Source organism: Streptomyces sp. NPDC088812, from assembly GCF_044750285.1.
Taxonomy (GTDB): Bacteria; Actinomycetota; Actinomycetes; order Streptomycetales; family Streptomycetaceae; genus Streptomyces.
On record NZ_JBIVJP010000001.1, the window covers coordinates 45,118 to 60,141 of the forward strand.

The 15,024-nt window shown below is 73.7% G+C and carries 14 protein-coding genes and 2 pseudogenes; 10 read left to right on the plus strand and 6 right to left on the minus strand.

All coding sequences use genetic code 11. The features are described 5' to 3' along the window. Positions 1-9: 9 nt before the first annotated feature. Positions 10-1,203, minus strand: coding sequence for a glycosyltransferase (locus ACIP67_RS00205; protein ID WP_401686728.1), 1,194 nt, complete (start codon positions 1,201-1,203; stop codon positions 10-12). A gap of 39 nt (positions 1,204-1,242) precedes the next feature. Between ACIP67_RS00205 and ACIP67_RS00210 the strand changes: the two genes are divergently transcribed. After that, a complete protein-coding gene (locus ACIP67_RS00210) occupies positions 1,243-2,028 on the plus strand; it encodes a glutamate racemase (protein WP_401685050.1) in 786 nt (261 codons plus the stop codon). A gap of 106 nt (positions 2,029-2,134) precedes the next feature. Then, positions 2,135-2,683: a hypothetical protein gene (locus ACIP67_RS00215; RefSeq protein ID WP_401685053.1), complete on the plus strand. Its 549-nt coding sequence runs from the start codon at positions 2,135-2,137 to the stop codon at positions 2,681-2,683. A 2-nt stretch (positions 2,684-2,685) separates the two neighbouring features. On the opposite strand, the gene ACIP67_RS00220 is transcribed toward ACIP67_RS00215, so the two are convergent. Further along, on the minus strand, positions 2,686-3,771 hold the full coding sequence (locus tag ACIP67_RS00220) for an O-antigen ligase family protein (RefSeq protein ID WP_401685056.1): 1,086 nt from the start codon (positions 3,769-3,771) through the stop codon (positions 2,686-2,688). A gap of 353 nt (positions 3,772-4,124) precedes the next feature. Between ACIP67_RS00220 and lnt the strand changes: the two genes are divergently transcribed. From lnt to ACIP67_RS00240, 4 genes are all read left to right on the plus strand, one after another. Next, complete coding sequence (gene lnt, locus ACIP67_RS00225; RefSeq protein ID WP_401685059.1) at positions 4,125-5,723, plus strand: apolipoprotein N-acyltransferase; 1,599 nt, start codon at positions 4,125-4,127, stop codon at positions 5,721-5,723. Between the two features lie 73 nt (positions 5,724-5,796). After that, a complete protein-coding gene (locus ACIP67_RS00230; protein WP_401685062.1) occupies positions 5,797-6,273 on the plus strand; it encodes an NUDIX hydrolase in 477 nt (158 codons plus the stop codon). Between the two features lie 57 nt (positions 6,274-6,330). Beyond that, positions 6,331-7,131 (plus strand): 3-hydroxybutyrate dehydrogenase, encoded by an 801-nt coding sequence (locus ACIP67_RS00235; protein WP_401685064.1) that lies wholly within the window; start codon positions 6,331-6,333, stop codon positions 7,129-7,131. A gap of 76 nt (positions 7,132-7,207) precedes the next feature. Further along, entirely contained in the window at positions 7,208-9,181 is a 1,974-nt protein-coding gene (locus ACIP67_RS00240; RefSeq protein ID WP_401685067.1) for a helix-turn-helix domain-containing protein, read from the plus strand. A gap of 85 nt (positions 9,182-9,266) precedes the next feature. Here ACIP67_RS00240 and ACIP67_RS00245 read toward each other — a convergent pair whose 3' ends face one another. The 4 genes and pseudogenes from ACIP67_RS00245 to ACIP67_RS00260 all read right to left on the minus strand — a co-directional run bounded on the left by ACIP67_RS00245 (position 9,267) and on the right by ACIP67_RS00260 (position 12,725). After that, positions 9,267-10,649, minus strand: a complete 1,383-nt coding sequence (locus tag ACIP67_RS00245; protein ID WP_401685069.1) for an MFS transporter — start codon at positions 10,647-10,649, stop codon at positions 9,267-9,269. A gap of 268 nt (positions 10,650-10,917) precedes the next feature. After that, positions 10,918-11,130: pseudogene (locus tag ACIP67_RS00250) on the minus strand (ABC transporter substrate-binding protein); the annotation flags it as partial. Continuing rightward, positions 11,033-11,702, minus strand: a pseudogene (locus ACIP67_RS00255) (transposase). The pseudogenes ACIP67_RS00250 and ACIP67_RS00255, both read right to left, overlap by 98 nt. Before the next feature lie 147 nt (positions 11,703-11,849). Next, positions 11,850-12,725, minus strand: coding sequence for a helix-turn-helix transcriptional regulator (locus tag ACIP67_RS00260; protein ID WP_401685072.1), 876 nt, complete (start codon positions 12,723-12,725; stop codon positions 11,850-11,852). A gap of 105 nt (positions 12,726-12,830) precedes the next feature. Between ACIP67_RS00260 and ACIP67_RS00265 the strand changes: the two genes are divergently transcribed. The 4 genes from ACIP67_RS00265 to ACIP67_RS00280 all read left to right on the plus strand — a co-directional run bounded on the left by ACIP67_RS00265 (position 12,831) and on the right by ACIP67_RS00280 (position 15,022). Next, on the plus strand, positions 12,831-13,529 hold the full coding sequence (locus ACIP67_RS00265) for an SDR family NAD(P)-dependent oxidoreductase (RefSeq protein WP_401685075.1): 699 nt from the start codon (positions 12,831-12,833) through the stop codon (positions 13,527-13,529). Positions 13,530-13,553: 24 nt separating this feature from the next. Beyond that, entirely contained in the window at positions 13,554-14,003 is a 450-nt protein-coding gene (locus tag ACIP67_RS00270) for an ATP-binding cassette domain-containing protein (RefSeq protein ID WP_401686731.1), read from the plus strand. A 68-nt stretch (positions 14,004-14,071) separates the two neighbouring features. Then, positions 14,072-14,212: a hypothetical protein gene (locus ACIP67_RS00275; RefSeq protein ID WP_401685078.1), complete on the plus strand. Its 141-nt coding sequence runs from the start codon at positions 14,072-14,074 to the stop codon at positions 14,210-14,212. A gap of 213 nt (positions 14,213-14,425) precedes the next feature. Then, positions 14,426-15,022, plus strand: a complete 597-nt coding sequence (locus tag ACIP67_RS00280; RefSeq protein ID WP_401685081.1) for a TetR/AcrR family transcriptional regulator — start codon at positions 14,426-14,428, stop codon at positions 15,020-15,022. Positions 15,023-15,024 lie beyond the last annotated feature (2 nt).

Below are 15,024 nucleotides of genomic sequence, written 5' to 3' on the forward strand. Positions count from 1 at the left end.
GGCGTCGGCTCACCCCTCGTCGGCCACCGCGTCCGGACGCGCGTAGGTGCGGCCCTTCCAGGCCGCGCCACGCCCCCGGTGGTGCTGCACCGCGGAATCCACCGTCATCAGCAGATAGAGGAGCGCGGTGAACGGCAGCAGCGGGGCGAGCCGCACCGGCAGCCGGTAGTAGCGGAGCATCGGGACGTACGTCCCCGTCATCACCAGCCACGCGGAGCCCCCGAACACGGCCGCGGCCGGATCGCCCAGGGCGAGCCCGGCGAGCAGGGCGACCGGAGGCACCAGGTACACCAGGGCCAGCCCCAGCACCGTGCCCGCGAGCACCGCCAGGTTGTGCCGCAACTGCGCGTAGGCGCTGCGCGACACCATCCGCCACAGGTCCCGCAGCCCCGGGTACGGGCGCACGCTGTCCACGTGCTCGGCGAGCCCCAGCCAGATGTGACCGCCGCCCGCCTTCACGGCGCGGGCCAGCGCCACGTCGTCGATGACGGCGTGCCGGATCGCGTCCGGGATCCGGGCCCGCTCGGCGGCCTCGGTCCGCAACAGCACACAGCCGCCCGCCGCGGCCGCCGTACGTGCCCCGCGCCGGCCGACCCGGCGGAACGGGTACAACTGGGCGAAGAAATAGACGAAGGCCGGCACGACCAGCCGCTCCCACCGGCTCTCCGCCCGCAGCCGCGCCATCTGGGAGACCGCGTCGAAGCCGCCGGTGTGCGCCGCCGCCACCAGTTCCCGCAGACTGTCCGGCGCATGCGCGATGTCGGCGTCGGTCAGCAGCAGGTATTCGGGCCCACGCGCGCGTGCCAGGGCGACGCCGTGCCGCACCGCCCACAGCTTCCCCGTCCAGCCCGCCGGCGGCTCGCCGGGCGAGTCCACGGTCAGCGGCACCCCGCCGTGCCGCCGCGCGAGCTCCCGGGCCAGCTCCCCGGTCCCGTCCAGGCTCCCGTCGTCGACGAGGAAGATCTCCACCCGTCCCGGATAGTCCTGCGCCAGCAGCGACGGCAGACTCGCGGCCAGGACCGCCGCCTCGTCGCGCGCGGGGACGACGACACAGACCGACGGCCATGCGTGCGGCTCCCGTCGCGGCGGCAGCCGCACGTCGGTGCGCCAGAAGAAGCCCTGACAGAGCAGCAGCCACAGCCAGACGGCGAAGGACACGGCGGCGATCCACCCGATGAGGCCCACGCGCGCAGTCTGCCCCACCCGGCCGGGCGGCACCGGCACATCGTCTATCGTGGCCGGGTGAAGATCGCGCTCATGGACTCCGGAATCGGGCTGCTGGCGGCCACCGCCGCGGTACGGCGCCTACGACCCGACGCCGATCTCGTGCTGTCCCTGGACCCCGACGGGATGCCCTGGGGACCACGCACCCCCGAGGACCTCACCACGCGCGCGCTGGCCGTCGCCGAGGCCGCCGCAGCCCGAGGCCCCGAGGCCCTCATCGTCGGCTGCAACACGGCCACCGTGCACGCCCTGCCCGCCCTGCGCGCCCGTCTGGAACCGGCCGTTCCGGTGATCGGCACGGTCCCCGCGATCAAGCCGGCCGCGGCCGGCGGCGGCCATGTCGCGATCTGGGCCACACCCGCCACCACCGGCAGCCCCTACCAGCGGAACCTGATCCGGGACTTCGCCGACGGCGTCCCCGTGGCCGAGGTGCCCTGCTGGGGCCTGGCCGAGGCCGTGGAGCGGGCGGACGAGGAGGAGATCGACGCCGCCGTCGCCGCGGCCGCTGAGCTCACCCCCGAGGACGTGACGACCGTCGTCCTGGGCTGCACCCACTACGAACTCGTCGCCGAGCGCATCCGCGCCGCCGTCCAGCGCCCCGGCCGCCCACCGCTCGCCCTGCACGGCTCGGCCGGCGCCGTGGCCGCCCAGGCACTGCGCCGCATCGGTGCCGGGCCCGCCCCCGACGCACCGGCGCACGGCACGGTGACGGTCCTGCTCAGCGGCCGGGAGGGCGTGCTTCCGGCGCCCGCCCTCGCCTACCCGGAGGGCCGGCTCCTCCAGGCGGTCAGCCCGGCCCGGTGACCCCGGGCCGCCTGGACGGCCGGATTCCGTCCGTCGTCGTCCGGTCGGCGCAGTCACCCTGCGCGACCCGGTAGCGGCGGAGCGAAACGTGAGTAACCTCATGAATATGAGGGACCACCACCCCCGCGACGACGACGTCCCGAACCCCGAGGTCTGGCACGGGCGCGCGACCAACCGCTTCCAGTGGCTGCTCGCCATCGCCGGCGCCGCCTGCATGGCGCTCGGCATCGCTCTGGCGGTCGACTCCGCGTGGACCTCGGGTATCGCCCCGCTGGCCATGTCCGTCGTCGGCTGCATCGCCGCCGGACTGCTGGTCCTCTTCGGCACCCTCGCCTTCGTGCACGTCGACCTGAAACTCGACAGGGAGTGCCTGGAGATCCGCTGCGGCCACATCGGCGTCCCGCGCCGCCGTATCCCGCTGTCCCACGTCGCCGGAGCCGACTTCGAACCGCACGTCACCCCGCGCCACTGGGGCGGCTGGGGGTATCGCTGGCGTCCGGAGAAGGGCACCGCCGTGGTCGTACGGCGCGGCGAGGGCGTGGTACTGAGGCTGTGGGACGGCCACACGTTCACCATCACCGTGGACGACGCCGAGTCCGCCGTACGGGTCATCCGGGACCGGCTGCGGCAGGAGACGCCCGGCGCGGCGCACTGACCTCAGGCCGCCGGGCGGTCGCCCCACGGGCTCGGGTCCCCCGCCCACTCCGTCGGCGCCCCGGCCGCCTGCGGCTCGGCGCCGAACGGGCGGGCCGTGGCCAGGCCGGCCAGCAGCCCGGCGCCGGCCGACACCGTGGTGAAGCTGAGCACGTTGCCCACCGAGGCGAGCGCGGCCAGCGCCGTGAGCGTGGCACCCGCCGTGAGGACGACCGGGGTCGGCCGCGCCGCGCGCCACAGCGCGAACAGCACCCAGCAGAAGGCCGCCGCGAGGAGCAGCACTCCCACGACGCCCTGTTCCGCGGCCATCTGGAGCGGCGCGGAGTGCGGTCTGCCGTCGGACGGCGCCACCCCGGCCGCCGTGGCACTGAGCTCCCCGAAGCGCCCGGGACCCACACCCAGACCGGCGTCGCCGCGCGCCAGGCCCAGGGCGTCGCGCCAGAGGCCGGCCCGGTGGGGCGTCAGCTGGTCCTCCAGCGCGGCGGCGAGCCCCGCGGGCAGCGCGTTCCCGGCGACCGCCCAGGTCAGGCCCGTCACGACGGCCGCCACCAGGGCAAGGCCCGCCAGCCCCGGCCCCCGGTGGCGTACCCGGCCGGCGGCCAGGGCACACAGCAGCACGCCGCAGCAGGTCACCACCGCCACCGTCGAGCCCAGCACCGCCCCGGCGAGCGTGATGCCCGCCGCCAGCGCCCACAGGCCGAGCCGCACGAGGGGCCGGGGAGCGGACCGGGCGGCGCAGCAGGCGGCACCGGCCGACAGGGTGAGCACCGCGGCCGTGGCGCCCGCGTGGCCCAGGGGCGCGGCGATCTCCGGCCCCGGCGTGAGCCGCGGCAGCGCCACCGTCAGGGCGAGCCCGGCCAGCGCCGCCGCACCGGGCGCGGCGACCGGCAGCAGCGCCCCGGCGATACGGCCCGTGGCGTATCCGGCGGCCACGGCCAGCACCGCGAGCAGCACGCCCTCGGGCCGTCCGCCGTGTGCGGCCGCGGTGATCAGGGACCAGGCGGCGCAGGCGCCGAGCACCGCCACACCCGTCACGTCCGAAACGTTTCGTCTGTCCCCGTCCGCGTCCTGACCGGCTGTGGACGTCATCCCCGTGGACCCCACCCCGTCCGTCCCCCCTGCGTCCGGTCGCCCCCCGACCGTGACGGCCCCGGCCACCCCGCGCGACAGGAGCTCTGCCACACCGTAACCGCCGATGGGCGGTTTGGGGATGTGTCGTACACGGGCGGGAGGACCCGGGGCCGGGACCGGCCGAGGCGCCGTGCGGGCGACGGAGCCGCCGTGGGGCGACGGAGGTGGTGTGCGGGCGACGGAGGCGGCGTGCGGGCGACGGAGGCGGCGTGCGGGCGGCGGGGCGGCCTTGCCGTACCGGGCCGGCCCGGGGCCGAGCCGCCCGTGGACCGTGTTGCCGGCCGAAAGGTCACCCGCCGTACACTCCCGGGGTGACCGTCACCGCACCTTCCGTGGACCGACAGGACGAGCCGGAAGCCAAGGCCTCGCCGTCGTGGGGCGCCCGGCTCCTGCGCCTCGTCCCGGCCGCCGCAGCGGCGCTCTCCGGAGTGCTGCTCTACGTCAGCTTCCCGCCGCGCACCCTGTGGTGGCTGGCCCTGCCGGCCTTCGCCGTGCTCGGCCGGGTGCTGCGTGGCCGCGGCTGGAAGGCGGCCCTCGGCCTCGGTTACCTCTTCGGCCTCGGCTTCCTGCTGCCCCTGCTGGTGTGGACCGGCGTCGAGGTCGGCCCCGGCCCCTGGCTGGCCCTGGTCGCCATCGAGGCGGTCTTCGTCGCCCTGGTCGGCGTCGGCGTCGCCGCGGTGTCGAAGCTGCCGGCCTGGCCGGTGTGGGCGGCCGCGGTGTGGATCGCCGGCGAGGCGGCCCGCGCGCGCGTGCCCTTCCACGGCTTCCCCTGGGGCAAGATCGCCTTCGGGCAGGCGGACGGTGTCTTCCTGCCGCTCGCCGCCGTCGGAGGCACCCCCGTGCTCGGCTTCGCCGTCGTGCTGTGCGGCTTCGGCCTGTACGACGTCGTCCGCGTGGGCCTGGAGTGGCGGCGCACGCGCCGGGTGCGGCGCCCGGCCGCCGCGATCGCCCTGCTCAGCCTCGTACTGCCGGTCGTCGCGGCCCTGGCCGCCCGCCCCCTGGTGAGCGACGAGGCGGAGGACGGCACCGCGACGGTCGCCGTCATCCAGGGCAACGTCCCCCGCCTCGGCCTGGAGTTCAACGCCCAGCGCCGGGCCGTGCTCGACTACCACGCGCGCGAGACGGAGCGGCTGGCCTCCGAGGTCGAGGCGGGCAAGGTGCCGCAGCCCGACTTCGTGCTGTGGCCCGAGAACTCCTCCGACATCGACCCCTTCGCCAACGCCGACGCCGCCGCCGTCATCGACCGGGCCGCGCGGGCCATCGGGGCGCCCATCTCGGTCGGCGGGGTCATCGAGCGCGACGGCAAGCTCTACAACGAGCAGATCCTGTGGGACCCGGACAAGGGCGCCACCCAGACCTACGACAAGCGGCAGGTCCAGCCGTTCGGCGAGTACCTCCCGCTGCGCTCCCTCATCGGAGCCGTCAACGACACCTGGACCTCGATGGTCCACCAGGACTTCAGCCGGGGCAGCGAGCCGGGCGTGTTCGACTTCGGCGATGCCCAGGTCGGCCTCGCCACCTGCTATGAGGCCGCCTTCGACTGGGCCGTGCGCGACACCGTCACCCACGGCGCCCAGATGATCTCCGTCCCCAGCAACAACGCCACCTTCGACCGCAGCGAGATGACCTACCAGCAGCTCGCCATGTCGCGCGTACGCGCCGTCGAGCACAGCCGCACCGTCACGGTGCCGGTGACCAGCGGGGTGAGCGCGATCATCATGCCGGACGGCACGATCAGCCAGAAGACCGGCATGTTCGTCGCGGACTCCCTGGTCCAGGAAGTGCCGCTGCGCTCCTCGCAGACACCCGCGACCCGCCTCGGCATCCTGCCGGAGATCGCCTTGGTGCTCGTCGCCGCGGGCGGGGTGGGCTGGGCGATCGCCGTGGGGGTCCGCGGACGGCGGGTCTGAGAGGGCGCTCGTACCCCTCGTACACGCCCCCGCCTTGCTTCGGGCCGGACGCCGGCCCCGTTAGGGTCGGGGCATGCCGATTCCTGACTTCATCCGTGACATCCGGGCCACTGCCGGCCACCAACTCCTCTGGCTCCCCGGCGTCAGCGCCGTCGTCTTCGACGACGACGGCCGGGTACTGCTGGGGCAGCGCTCGGACAACCACCGGTGGACCGTGATCACGGGTATCCCGGATCCGGGTGAGCAGCCCGCGGACTGCGCCGTCCGGGAGGTGTACGAGGAGACGGGGGTGCGCTGCGTGGCCGAGCGCGTGGTGCTGGTCCGCTCCGGACGGGAGGTCGAGTACCCGAACGGCGACCGGTGCCGGTTCATGGACATCACCTTCCGCTGCCGGGCCGTCGGCGGGGAGGCCCGGGTCAACGACGACGAGTCCGTCGAGGTGGGATGGTTCGAGCTGGACGCGCTGCCGGTGATGCCCGAACGGCAGCTGTTCCGCATCAAGCAGGCCCTCACCGACGAACCCACATGGTTCGAGAACACGACTTCCTGATGAACTGTGGGGCCTGACCATATGGGGTGGGGGGTGGGCGCTGCCTAGGGTCGGGTCATGACCTCGCCCCCCGCCGCCCCGGGTTCCCCCGCCCCCTCGCTCGACCTCGGTGGTCGCACCGCCCTCGTCACCGGCGCCGCCGGTGGCATCGGCCGCGCCTGTGCGCTGCGGCTGGCGGCCGCCGGGGCCGAGGTACGGGCCGTCGACCGGGACGCCCCCGGTCTTCGGGCGCTCGCCGAGAGCGCCGCCGGCCTGCCGGGCGTCGTCGAGCCGCACGTCCTGGACCTCACGGACCTGGACGCCGCCGAGAGCGCCGCCGCCGGAACCGACGTCCTCGTCAACAACGCCGGGCTGCAGCTCGTGCGCCCCCTGGAGGACTTCCCGCCCGACGTCTTCCACATGGTGCTCACCGTGATGCTGGAGGCGCCGTTCCGGCTCATCCGCGGCGCTCTGCCCCATATGTACGGCCAGGGCTGGGGCCGGATCGTCAACGTCTCCTCCGTCCACGGGCTGCGCGCCTCGGCCTACAAGTCGGCGTACGTGGCCGCCAAGCACGGGCTGGAGGGCCTGTCCAAGACCGCCGCCCTCGAAGGCGCCGCCCACGGCGTGACCTCCAACTGCGTCAACCCCGCCTATGTGCGCACCCCGCTGGTGGAGCGGCAGCTCGCCGACCAGGCGAAGGCGCACGGCATGCCCGAGGAGCGGGTGCTGGCCGAGGTCCTCCTGCGGGACAGCGCCGTCAGACGGCTCATCGAACCGGAGGAGGTCGCCGAGGCCGTCGCGTACCTGTGCGGCCCGTCGGCGTCCTTCGTCACCGGCACCTCGCTCGTCCTCGACGGCGGCTGGACCGCGCACTGAGCAGCACCGCGGCCCGCGGGACGGGAGTTTTCCACAGGGCTGACGGGCCGGCCCGGTCATGAGTGATCCTGTGAGCATGTCCCGCGATCACGTGGAGCCGGCCGAGCGCTCCGTCAGCGATGCCCAGGCACCCCGGGGTGCCTGGGCGGCCCCGGGCGTCCCCGACGGCGTCGAGGCGCCGTTCCTCGCGCTGCTCGCCCGAGGCGCTCCCGCCGAGGCGTACGAACGGCCGGTCCTGCTCGCGCGCGCCGAGGGGCTCCCCGTCGAGGGGATCACGGCGCTCGAACACGCCAAGCTGCTCGCGCTGCGGGTCCGCGCGGAGCTGGAGGGGCTCCGCCGGCGGGAGACCGAGCTGTCGGCGCTCTTCGAGACCGCCCACGACCTGGCGGGCCTGCGCGACGTCGACGCCGTCCTCCAGGCCATCGTGCAGCGGGCCCGTTCCCTGCTCGGCACGGACGTCGCCTACCTCAGCCTCAACGACCCGGTCAGGGGCGACACCTACATGCGGGTGACCGAAGGCTCGGTCGCCGCCCGCTTCCAGCAGCTGCGCCTCGGCATGGGGGAGGGGCTCGGCGGCCTGGTCGCCCAGACCGCCCGCCCGTACGTCACCGACGACTACTTCCGCGACGACCGCTTCCGGCACACGACGACCATCGACGCGGGCGTCCACGACGAGGGCCTGGTGGCCATCCTCGGCGTCCCGCTGACCCTGGGGGCGAACGTCATCGGAGTGCTGTACGCCGCGGACCGGCGCGCCCGGGTCTTCGAGCGGGAGCAGATCGCGCTGCTCGGCTCCTTCGCGGCGCTGGCCGCGGCCGCCATCGACACCGCGAACCTGCTCACCGAGACCCGCTCGGCGCTGGCCGGCCTGGAACGCGCCAACGAGATCATCCGGGACCGCAGCGGTGTCATCGAACGTGCCTCGCACGTCCACGACCGGCTCGCCGAACTCGTCCTGCGCGGCGGCGGCGTCCACGACGTGGCGGCCGCCGTCTCTCAGGTCCTCGACGGCACGGTCGAGTTCACCGAGGCCGCCGACACACCGTCCGAGGCGCTGGAGCGGTCCCGCGCCGAAGGACACGCGGTACGGCACCGGGACGACTGGGTCGCCGCCGTCGCCGCGGGCGGTGAACTGCTCGGCGCGCTCGTCCTGCGCGGCCACCCCGGCCTCGACCCCGTCGACCAGCGCACCCTGGAGCGCGCCGCGATGGTCACTTCCCTGCTGCTGCTCGCCCGGCGTTCCGCCGCCGAGGCCGAACAGCGCGTCCGGGGCGAGCTGCTCGACGACCTCCTCGACGCCCGCGACCGCGATGCGCGCCTGCTGCGCGAGCGCGCCTCGCGGCTCGGGGCCGACCTCGACGCCACGCACGTCGTGCTCGCCGCCCGCCTGGACGCCGACGCCGCCGACGCCGATCAGGAGGCCGTCGCCCGACGGCGCCTGTGGTCCGCCGCCTCCCACCTCGCCGCCACCCGGCACGGCCTGGCCGCCGCCCGTGACGGCGGCACCGTCCTGCTGCTGCCCCTCGCACCCGGCGACACGGCGACGGAGCTGGCCCGCCGCACCGCCCGCCGGCTCGGCACCGCCGTCCGCGAGGCCGTCACCGTCGGCGCCTCCGCGCCGGTCCAGGACCTCACCGCCCGCCCGGACACGGTGGTCGCCGCGTACGAGGAGGGCCGCCGCTGTCTGGACGCCCTGCGCCTGCTGGGGCGCTCCGGCGACGGAGCGGCGGCCGAGGACTTCGGCTTCCTGGGGCTCCTGCTCGCCGGCAGCCGCGACGTGACCGGTTTCGTCGAGCGCACCATCGGCCCGGTCGTCGCCTACGACGAGCGGCGCGGCACCGATCTGGTGCGCACCCTCGACGCGTACTTCGCCAGCGGTACGAGCCCGGCCCGCACCAAGGACGAACTCCACGTCCACGTCAACACGGTGGCCCAGCGCCTGGAGCGCGTCGGCCGCCTCCTGGGCGACGACTGGCAGAGCCCGTCCCGTGCCCTGGAGATACAACTGGCCCTCAAACTGCACCGATTGGCGTCCTCCATATCCCGCTGACCCCATGCCGTCGCCCCCGTACGCGGGCCGGCGTACGGGGGCGACGAGCGGGGTTCGACCAGCGGGGGTCGTGGCCCGGGCGGGATCAGACGGCGCGCGCGTCCGCCGACGGGGCCGTCGCGGGCTCCGCGTCGGCCGAGGCGTCGATCTCGGCGAGGTCGCGGTGACGGGTCTCCCGGGCCGCGCCCACGGCGACGACCGTCAGCAGGGCCGCGGCGATCACGTACAGGGCGATCGGCGTGGAGCTGTCGTAGTCGGCCAGCAGCGCGGTGGCGATCAGCGGCGCCGGCGCGCCGGCCGCGACCGAGGCGAACTGCGCGCCGATGGAGGCGCCGGAGTACCGCATCCGGGTCGCGAACATCTCGGAGAAGAACGCGGCCTGGGGTGCGTACATCGCCCCGTGCAGCACCAGACCGACGGTCACGGCGAGCAGGAGGCTGCCGAAGCCGCCCCTGTCGACGAGCGCGAAGAACGGGAACATCCACAGCCCGACCCCGACCGCGCCCAGCAGGTACACGGGACGCCGCCCGATCCGGTCGGAGAGCGCCCCCCAGGCCGGGATCACGGCGAAGTGCACGGCGGAGGCGACGAGGACGGCGTTGAGGGCGGTCTGCTTGGAGACCCCGGCCGACGTCGTGGCGTAGACCAGGATGAAGGCGGTGATGACGTAGTAGGAGATGTTCTCCGCCATGCGCGCCCCCATGGCGACCAGCACATCACGCCAGTGGTGCCGCAGTACGGCCACGAGCGGCAGCTTCTCCGCGGCCGCCTGTGTCGCCTTGCGCGCCTCGGCCTGGGCCAGCGCCTGCCGGAAGACGGGCGACTCGTCGACGGACAGCCGGATCCACAGACCGACGATCACCAGCACACCGGAGAGCAGGAACGGGATCCGCCACCCCCAGCTGCCGAAGGCGGAGTCCGACAGCACGGCGGTGAGCAGCGACAGCACACCGGTCGCGAGCAACTGGCCCGCCGGCGCCCCGGTCTGCGGCCACGACGCCCAGAACCCGCGCCGCCGGGCGTCCCCGTGCTCGGACACCAGCAGCACGGCCCCGCCCCACTCACCGCCCAGCGCGAAACCCTGCACCAGGCGCAGCAGGGTCAGCAGCACCGGCGCGGCCGTCCCGAGGGTGGCGTGCGTGGGCAGCAGCCCGATGGCGAACGTCGCCCCGCCCATCAGCAGCAGACTCAGTACCAGCAGCTTCTTGCGTCCCAGCCGGTCCCCGTAGTGCCCGAAGACCAGCGCCCCGAGCGGCCGCGCGGCGAACCCGACGGCGTAGGTCAGGAAGGACAGCAGCGTGCCGACGAGCGGGTCGGAGTCGGGGAAGAACAGCTTGTTGAAGACGAGGGCGGCGGCCGAGCCGTAGAGGAAGAAGTCGTACCACTCGACGGTGGTGCCGATGAGGGACGCGGCGACGATGCGCTTGAGGTTGGCGGGGGGTGGGGGAGTAGTTGATACCGAGGCCATGAGCGCCACTTCCTCGTGTGCGGTGGGGACGGGTACGTGTCGGCACACGGTAGGAAGATGCAGGTCACGGGCACATGTGGTGGGGCGCCATAGTTCGGTGGTCGGCTATGCGTGTGGTCACCATGCCGGGCCGGGGAGGGGCGGTTCAGGGCTCGGAGGTGGTCGCGACCAGTGCTGTCCGGGAAGCGAAGTTGGGGATGATTTGGCGGCCCGGTGCTCAAGTCCTGGTTTCCGTCCTGCCACCGCGGAACACACCCGTGTCGGCGGGGAGGACGGGCTGGGAGAGGAGGAACTTCTTCTTCTGCTCGACGCTTCCGGCGCCGTCGTAGTCGTAGACGGCGATGACCTCGGGCTTGCGTTCGACGACCTGCTCCCAGGAGACATCACCGAAGACGTCGTCGAGGTCCGCGAAGACGTTGCGGCCGCCCGCCAGCCGGATCAGCTCGGTGCCCAGGCTCTTGCCGCCCGCGGTGAAGGCGGCCCATCAAGAGCGATGCGAGGGTGACGGCTGCCTGGTAGGACTCGGCGGTCTTGTCGTAGCGGGTGGCGATGCCGCGCCATTGTTTGAGGCGGTTGAAGCACCGTTCGGCCACGTTGCGCCGCTTGTAGAGCTGCTTGTCGAAGGCCGGCGGTCGTCCGCCGCGGCTGCCGCGTCGGAGCCGGTTGCGGACCTGGTCGGCCCGTTCGGGGATGGTGTGGCCGATGCCGTGCCGTCGCAGCCAGGTGCGGATGGCCTCGACTGGCTGGTGTCGGTCGACTCCACCGGTCCCCGGCGGCGTCAGCCCCGGCCCGGGCGGCCCGGAGCATCCGCTCGAAGGTGCCGTCCAGGGCCCACCGGCGGAAGCGGGTGTGCAGCGTGTGCCAGGGGCCGTACCGCTCCGGCACGTCCCGCCAGGCCGTCCCGGTGCGGAACTTCCACACGATCCCGTTGAGCACGGTCCGGCCGTCCAGCCGCTTCCGGCCCCGCGACGACACAGGCAGCAACGGCCGGACGAACTCCCACTCAGCATCGGACAGTTCATGACGACGTATCACCCGACCATGATCCACCATGCAAGATCAATTGAAGACACCTAGACTAGGGCGCGTATCGAGTCGTGATCAATGGGTGCTCCGGGTGAGGTCTTTGATCCAGAGCTCGGCGTCGTGGTTCGGCACTTGCCGCGCACATGCAGCCGGTCGATCGACGCATAGGTCGGATCAGTTGTGCGTGGTGGCCGGTGGGCCGGTGATGGCGGTGAGCCGGAGCTTGGTCTCGTCCTCGCTGCCGGGCACGGCGGTCATGATGACGATCTTGAGTTCGGAGTCGCCGTCGGTCAGGACGTCGCAGTCCACCGTGACCGGGCCCACCGACGGGTGGTCGATCGTCTTGTGGTCCTCGCGGTGCGCGGCCACCTCTCCGATCGCCCATAGCTCGGCGAACCTCCTGCTGCCCGCGTTCAGGTCGCGGATCAGCGTGGTCAAGCGGCTGTCCTGGGGGAAACGACCGGTGGCGCGGCGCAGGTCGGAGACGACGGCGGCGTCGGTGGCGTCGCGGTCCGCCTCGGTCACCGGCCACAGCGCGAGGTGGGCGGGGCCGGCGTCCACCAGGAACCTGTCGCGGGCGAAGTTGCGTAGCCGCGGCGGTGCCGCGGAGGGGTTGCCCAGCAGGGCGGCCCACCCACGGTTCCACCACACCAGTTGCCAGTCTGCGGCGAACACGGCAACCGCCACGTCCCCGAGGCGGGCGAGCATCCGCTGTACGCCGGGCGGGAGATGGTCAGAGATCGCGTCGTCCACCGGCGGTACGAGCTGCGCCAGCCGGTACAGGTGGTCCCGCTCGGCGGTGGACAGCTGCAGGGCGCGCGCCAGGGACGCCACCACCGATGCTGAGGGTGTCGTGGCCCGCCCCTGTTCCAGGCGCACGATGTAGTCGACCGATACCCCGGCCAGGTCAGCCAGTTCTTCGCGCCGCAGCCCGGCCGCCCGGCGTCCGCGGGCCACCGGCAGCCCGGCGGCCGACGGGGGCAGCCGGTCCCGCCACGTGCGGATCATCGCGCCCAGTCCGGTTCCGGGTGTCGTCGACATGATCTCCATCTTTCTGCATCCCCGGTCGTGCGTGTGGGCGCAAGGGTGGTACTGGTCTTCCTACCGTCAAAGCGTCCCTGGTCCGCTTCCCTCTTCGAGGCAAGTATCGAACGCATGACGATCACCTTCATCACCGGAGCCAACAAGGGCCTCGGCCGCGAGACCGCCCGCCGCCTGATCGAGTGCGGCCACACCGTGCTCGTCGGAGCCCGCAACCGCGAGCAGGGCGAGGAGGCCGCCGCCGCGCTCGGCGCACGCTACGTCCCCATCGACGTGACCGACGACGCGTCCGTTGCCGCCGCGGCCGCGAATGTCGCCGAACACGAGGGCAGGATCGACGTCCTGATCAACAACGCTGGTGTGCACGGCCCCGTCGGCGATCCCAGCGACCTCACCGCCGCCGACGCCCGCGCCGTCCTCGACGTCAACGTCATCGGCGTCGTCCGCACCACCACCGCGTTCTTGCCGCTGCTGCGCCGCTCGGACGACCCTGTAATCGTCAACGTCAGCAGCGGCATGGGCTCCCTCGCCCTCACTCACGACCCCGGCCGACCCGAGTCGCACGTCGTCGCGCCGCTGTACACCTCCTCGAAGGCGGCGCTGACGATGTTGACCACGCAGTACGCCAAGGGGCTCAAGGGCATCCGCGTCAACGCCGCCGACCCCGGCTACACCGCGACCGACCTCAACGGTCACAGCGGCCCCCAAACCGTCACCGAGGGCACGGACGCGATCGTCGCCCTCGCCACCGAGGAGCCCGGCGCCGGCACTGGACGCTTCGTCTCCCGCCATGGCGAGATCGCCTGGTCCTGAAACCGGCCGTGCCGGATCAGCCATCTGCGCCGGCCGCTGGCCGGCCGGGTGCTGCTCGACGGCCACGACGTCACCCGGGAGGGCCCGGCCCGCCGGGCCCGGCGCGGTCTGTCCCGCACCTTCCAGCACCTGGAGCTGTTCGGCCGGCTGACCGTGCGCGACAACCTCCTCGTCGCCGCCGAACTCGGCCCCGGGCGACGGCACGCGGCCGGCATCACGGACCGGGTGCTCGCCCGCCTCCGCCTGACGGAGCTGGCCGACGCACCCGCCGACACCCTGCCCACCGGCGCGGCCCGGCTCGTCGAGGTCGCTCGCGTGCTCGTCCTGCGACCGAAGGTGCTGCTGCTCGACGAACCCGCCGCGGGGCAGGACGCCGAGGAGACCGCACGCTTCGCCGGCCTGCTCCGCTCCCTCGCCCAGGAAGGCACCGCCGTCCTCCTCGTCGAACACGACGTGAGCCTGGTGATGACCTGACTTACGAGAACGCCAGGCGCTGGTACTCCTTCGACCCGTTCACGCACATCCCGCGCGACCAGGCCACGGTGGGCGCGCTCCGCAAGGCCGCCGAGGGCCACGACGTGTCCGTGAAGCCCCGCAGCAAACAGGTGGCCGTCGCCCCGGCGGAGAAACTGGCCAACTACCGGAGGAAGGCGGAGGCGGCACTCGCGGCGGCCCGGGACTGAGCCCTGCGCCGTCGCGGTCCGGCGCCCGCCGGGCGTCGGACCGGACGTGCACTCGGTGACAACCCGCTCGGACGTGCGGGCACCATGCTCCCTGAGACCGGGGCTGGCAGCGGAGTGTCCGTGCACTGCGGTCAGGCCGTCTCAGGGAGGTGCCGGAGCGGTGTATCGCGCGTGGGTTTCGTGCGGGCAGCACTTCGATAGTCTCCGGGGGTGATGTTGCATCCCCTTCCTGACGAGCGGCGGCCCGCGAACGAGGGGCCCAGGGCCGCCGCCCGCAATCGGGCCGCCCTGATCGCGGCCGCCCGGGAGGTTTTCGCGGAGTCGGGGCTGAAGGCTCCGCTGTCGGCGATCGCGCGTCGGGCCGGCGTCGGTCAGGGGGTGCTGTACCGGCACTTCCCCGACCGGACCGCCGTGGCGCTCGCGGTGCTGGAGGAGAACGTCCGGCAGATCGAGCAGGCGGCGGGGGCGGACGGTGCGGACATCGCCGGGGTCCTCGGTGTGCTGACCTGGCACCAGACGGAGTCGACCGCCTTCGTCGGCGTCCTGCACGCCGACGGGGCGGGCAGTCACTCCGACGCCCCCGCGTACGCCCGGGCCCTGTCCCAGCGGGTCGAGCGTGCTCTGCGGCGGCATCTGCCGGAGGGGCATCGGCTCGCCGCCCGGCCCGGCGATCTCATGATCGCCGTGGGCATGGTCTCCGGTGCCGTCACCGGACCCACCCGTGAGCAGCGGGAGCGCCGGGCACTGGCGGCGTGGCGGCTGCTCGGCGTCGAGGTGGGACCGGTGCGGCCCTTCGAAGGGGGAGCGTAGGA

Coding starts and splice junctions, on each gene's coding strand:
- ACIP67_RS00265 (WP_401685075.1), top strand. CDS start 12,831: ATGACGATCACCTTCATCACCGGAGCCAACAAGGGCCTCGGCCGCGAG.
- ACIP67_RS00245 (WP_401685069.1), bottom strand. CDS start 10,649: ATGGCCTCGGTATCAACTACTCCCCCACCCCCCGCCAACCTCAAGCGC.
- ACIP67_RS00230 (WP_401685062.1), top strand. CDS start 5,797: ATGCCGATTCCTGACTTCATCCGTGACATCCGGGCCACTGCCGGCCAC.
- ACIP67_RS00215 (WP_401685053.1), top strand. CDS start 2,135: ATGAGGGACCACCACCCCCGCGACGACGACGTCCCGAACCCCGAGGTC.
- ACIP67_RS00235 (WP_401685064.1), top strand. CDS start 6,331: ATGACCTCGCCCCCCGCCGCCCCGGGTTCCCCCGCCCCCTCGCTCGAC.
- ACIP67_RS00220 (WP_401685056.1), bottom strand. CDS start 3,771: ATGACGTCCACAGCCGGTCAGGACGCGGACGGGGACAGACGAAACGTT.
- ACIP67_RS00240 (WP_401685067.1), top strand. CDS start 7,208: ATGTCCCGCGATCACGTGGAGCCGGCCGAGCGCTCCGTCAGCGATGCC.
- ACIP67_RS00280 (WP_401685081.1), top strand. CDS start 14,426: ATGTTGCATCCCCTTCCTGACGAGCGGCGGCCCGCGAACGAGGGGCCC.
- ACIP67_RS00260 (WP_401685072.1), bottom strand. CDS start 12,725: ATGGAGATCATGTCGACGACACCCGGAACCGGACTGGGCGCGATGATC.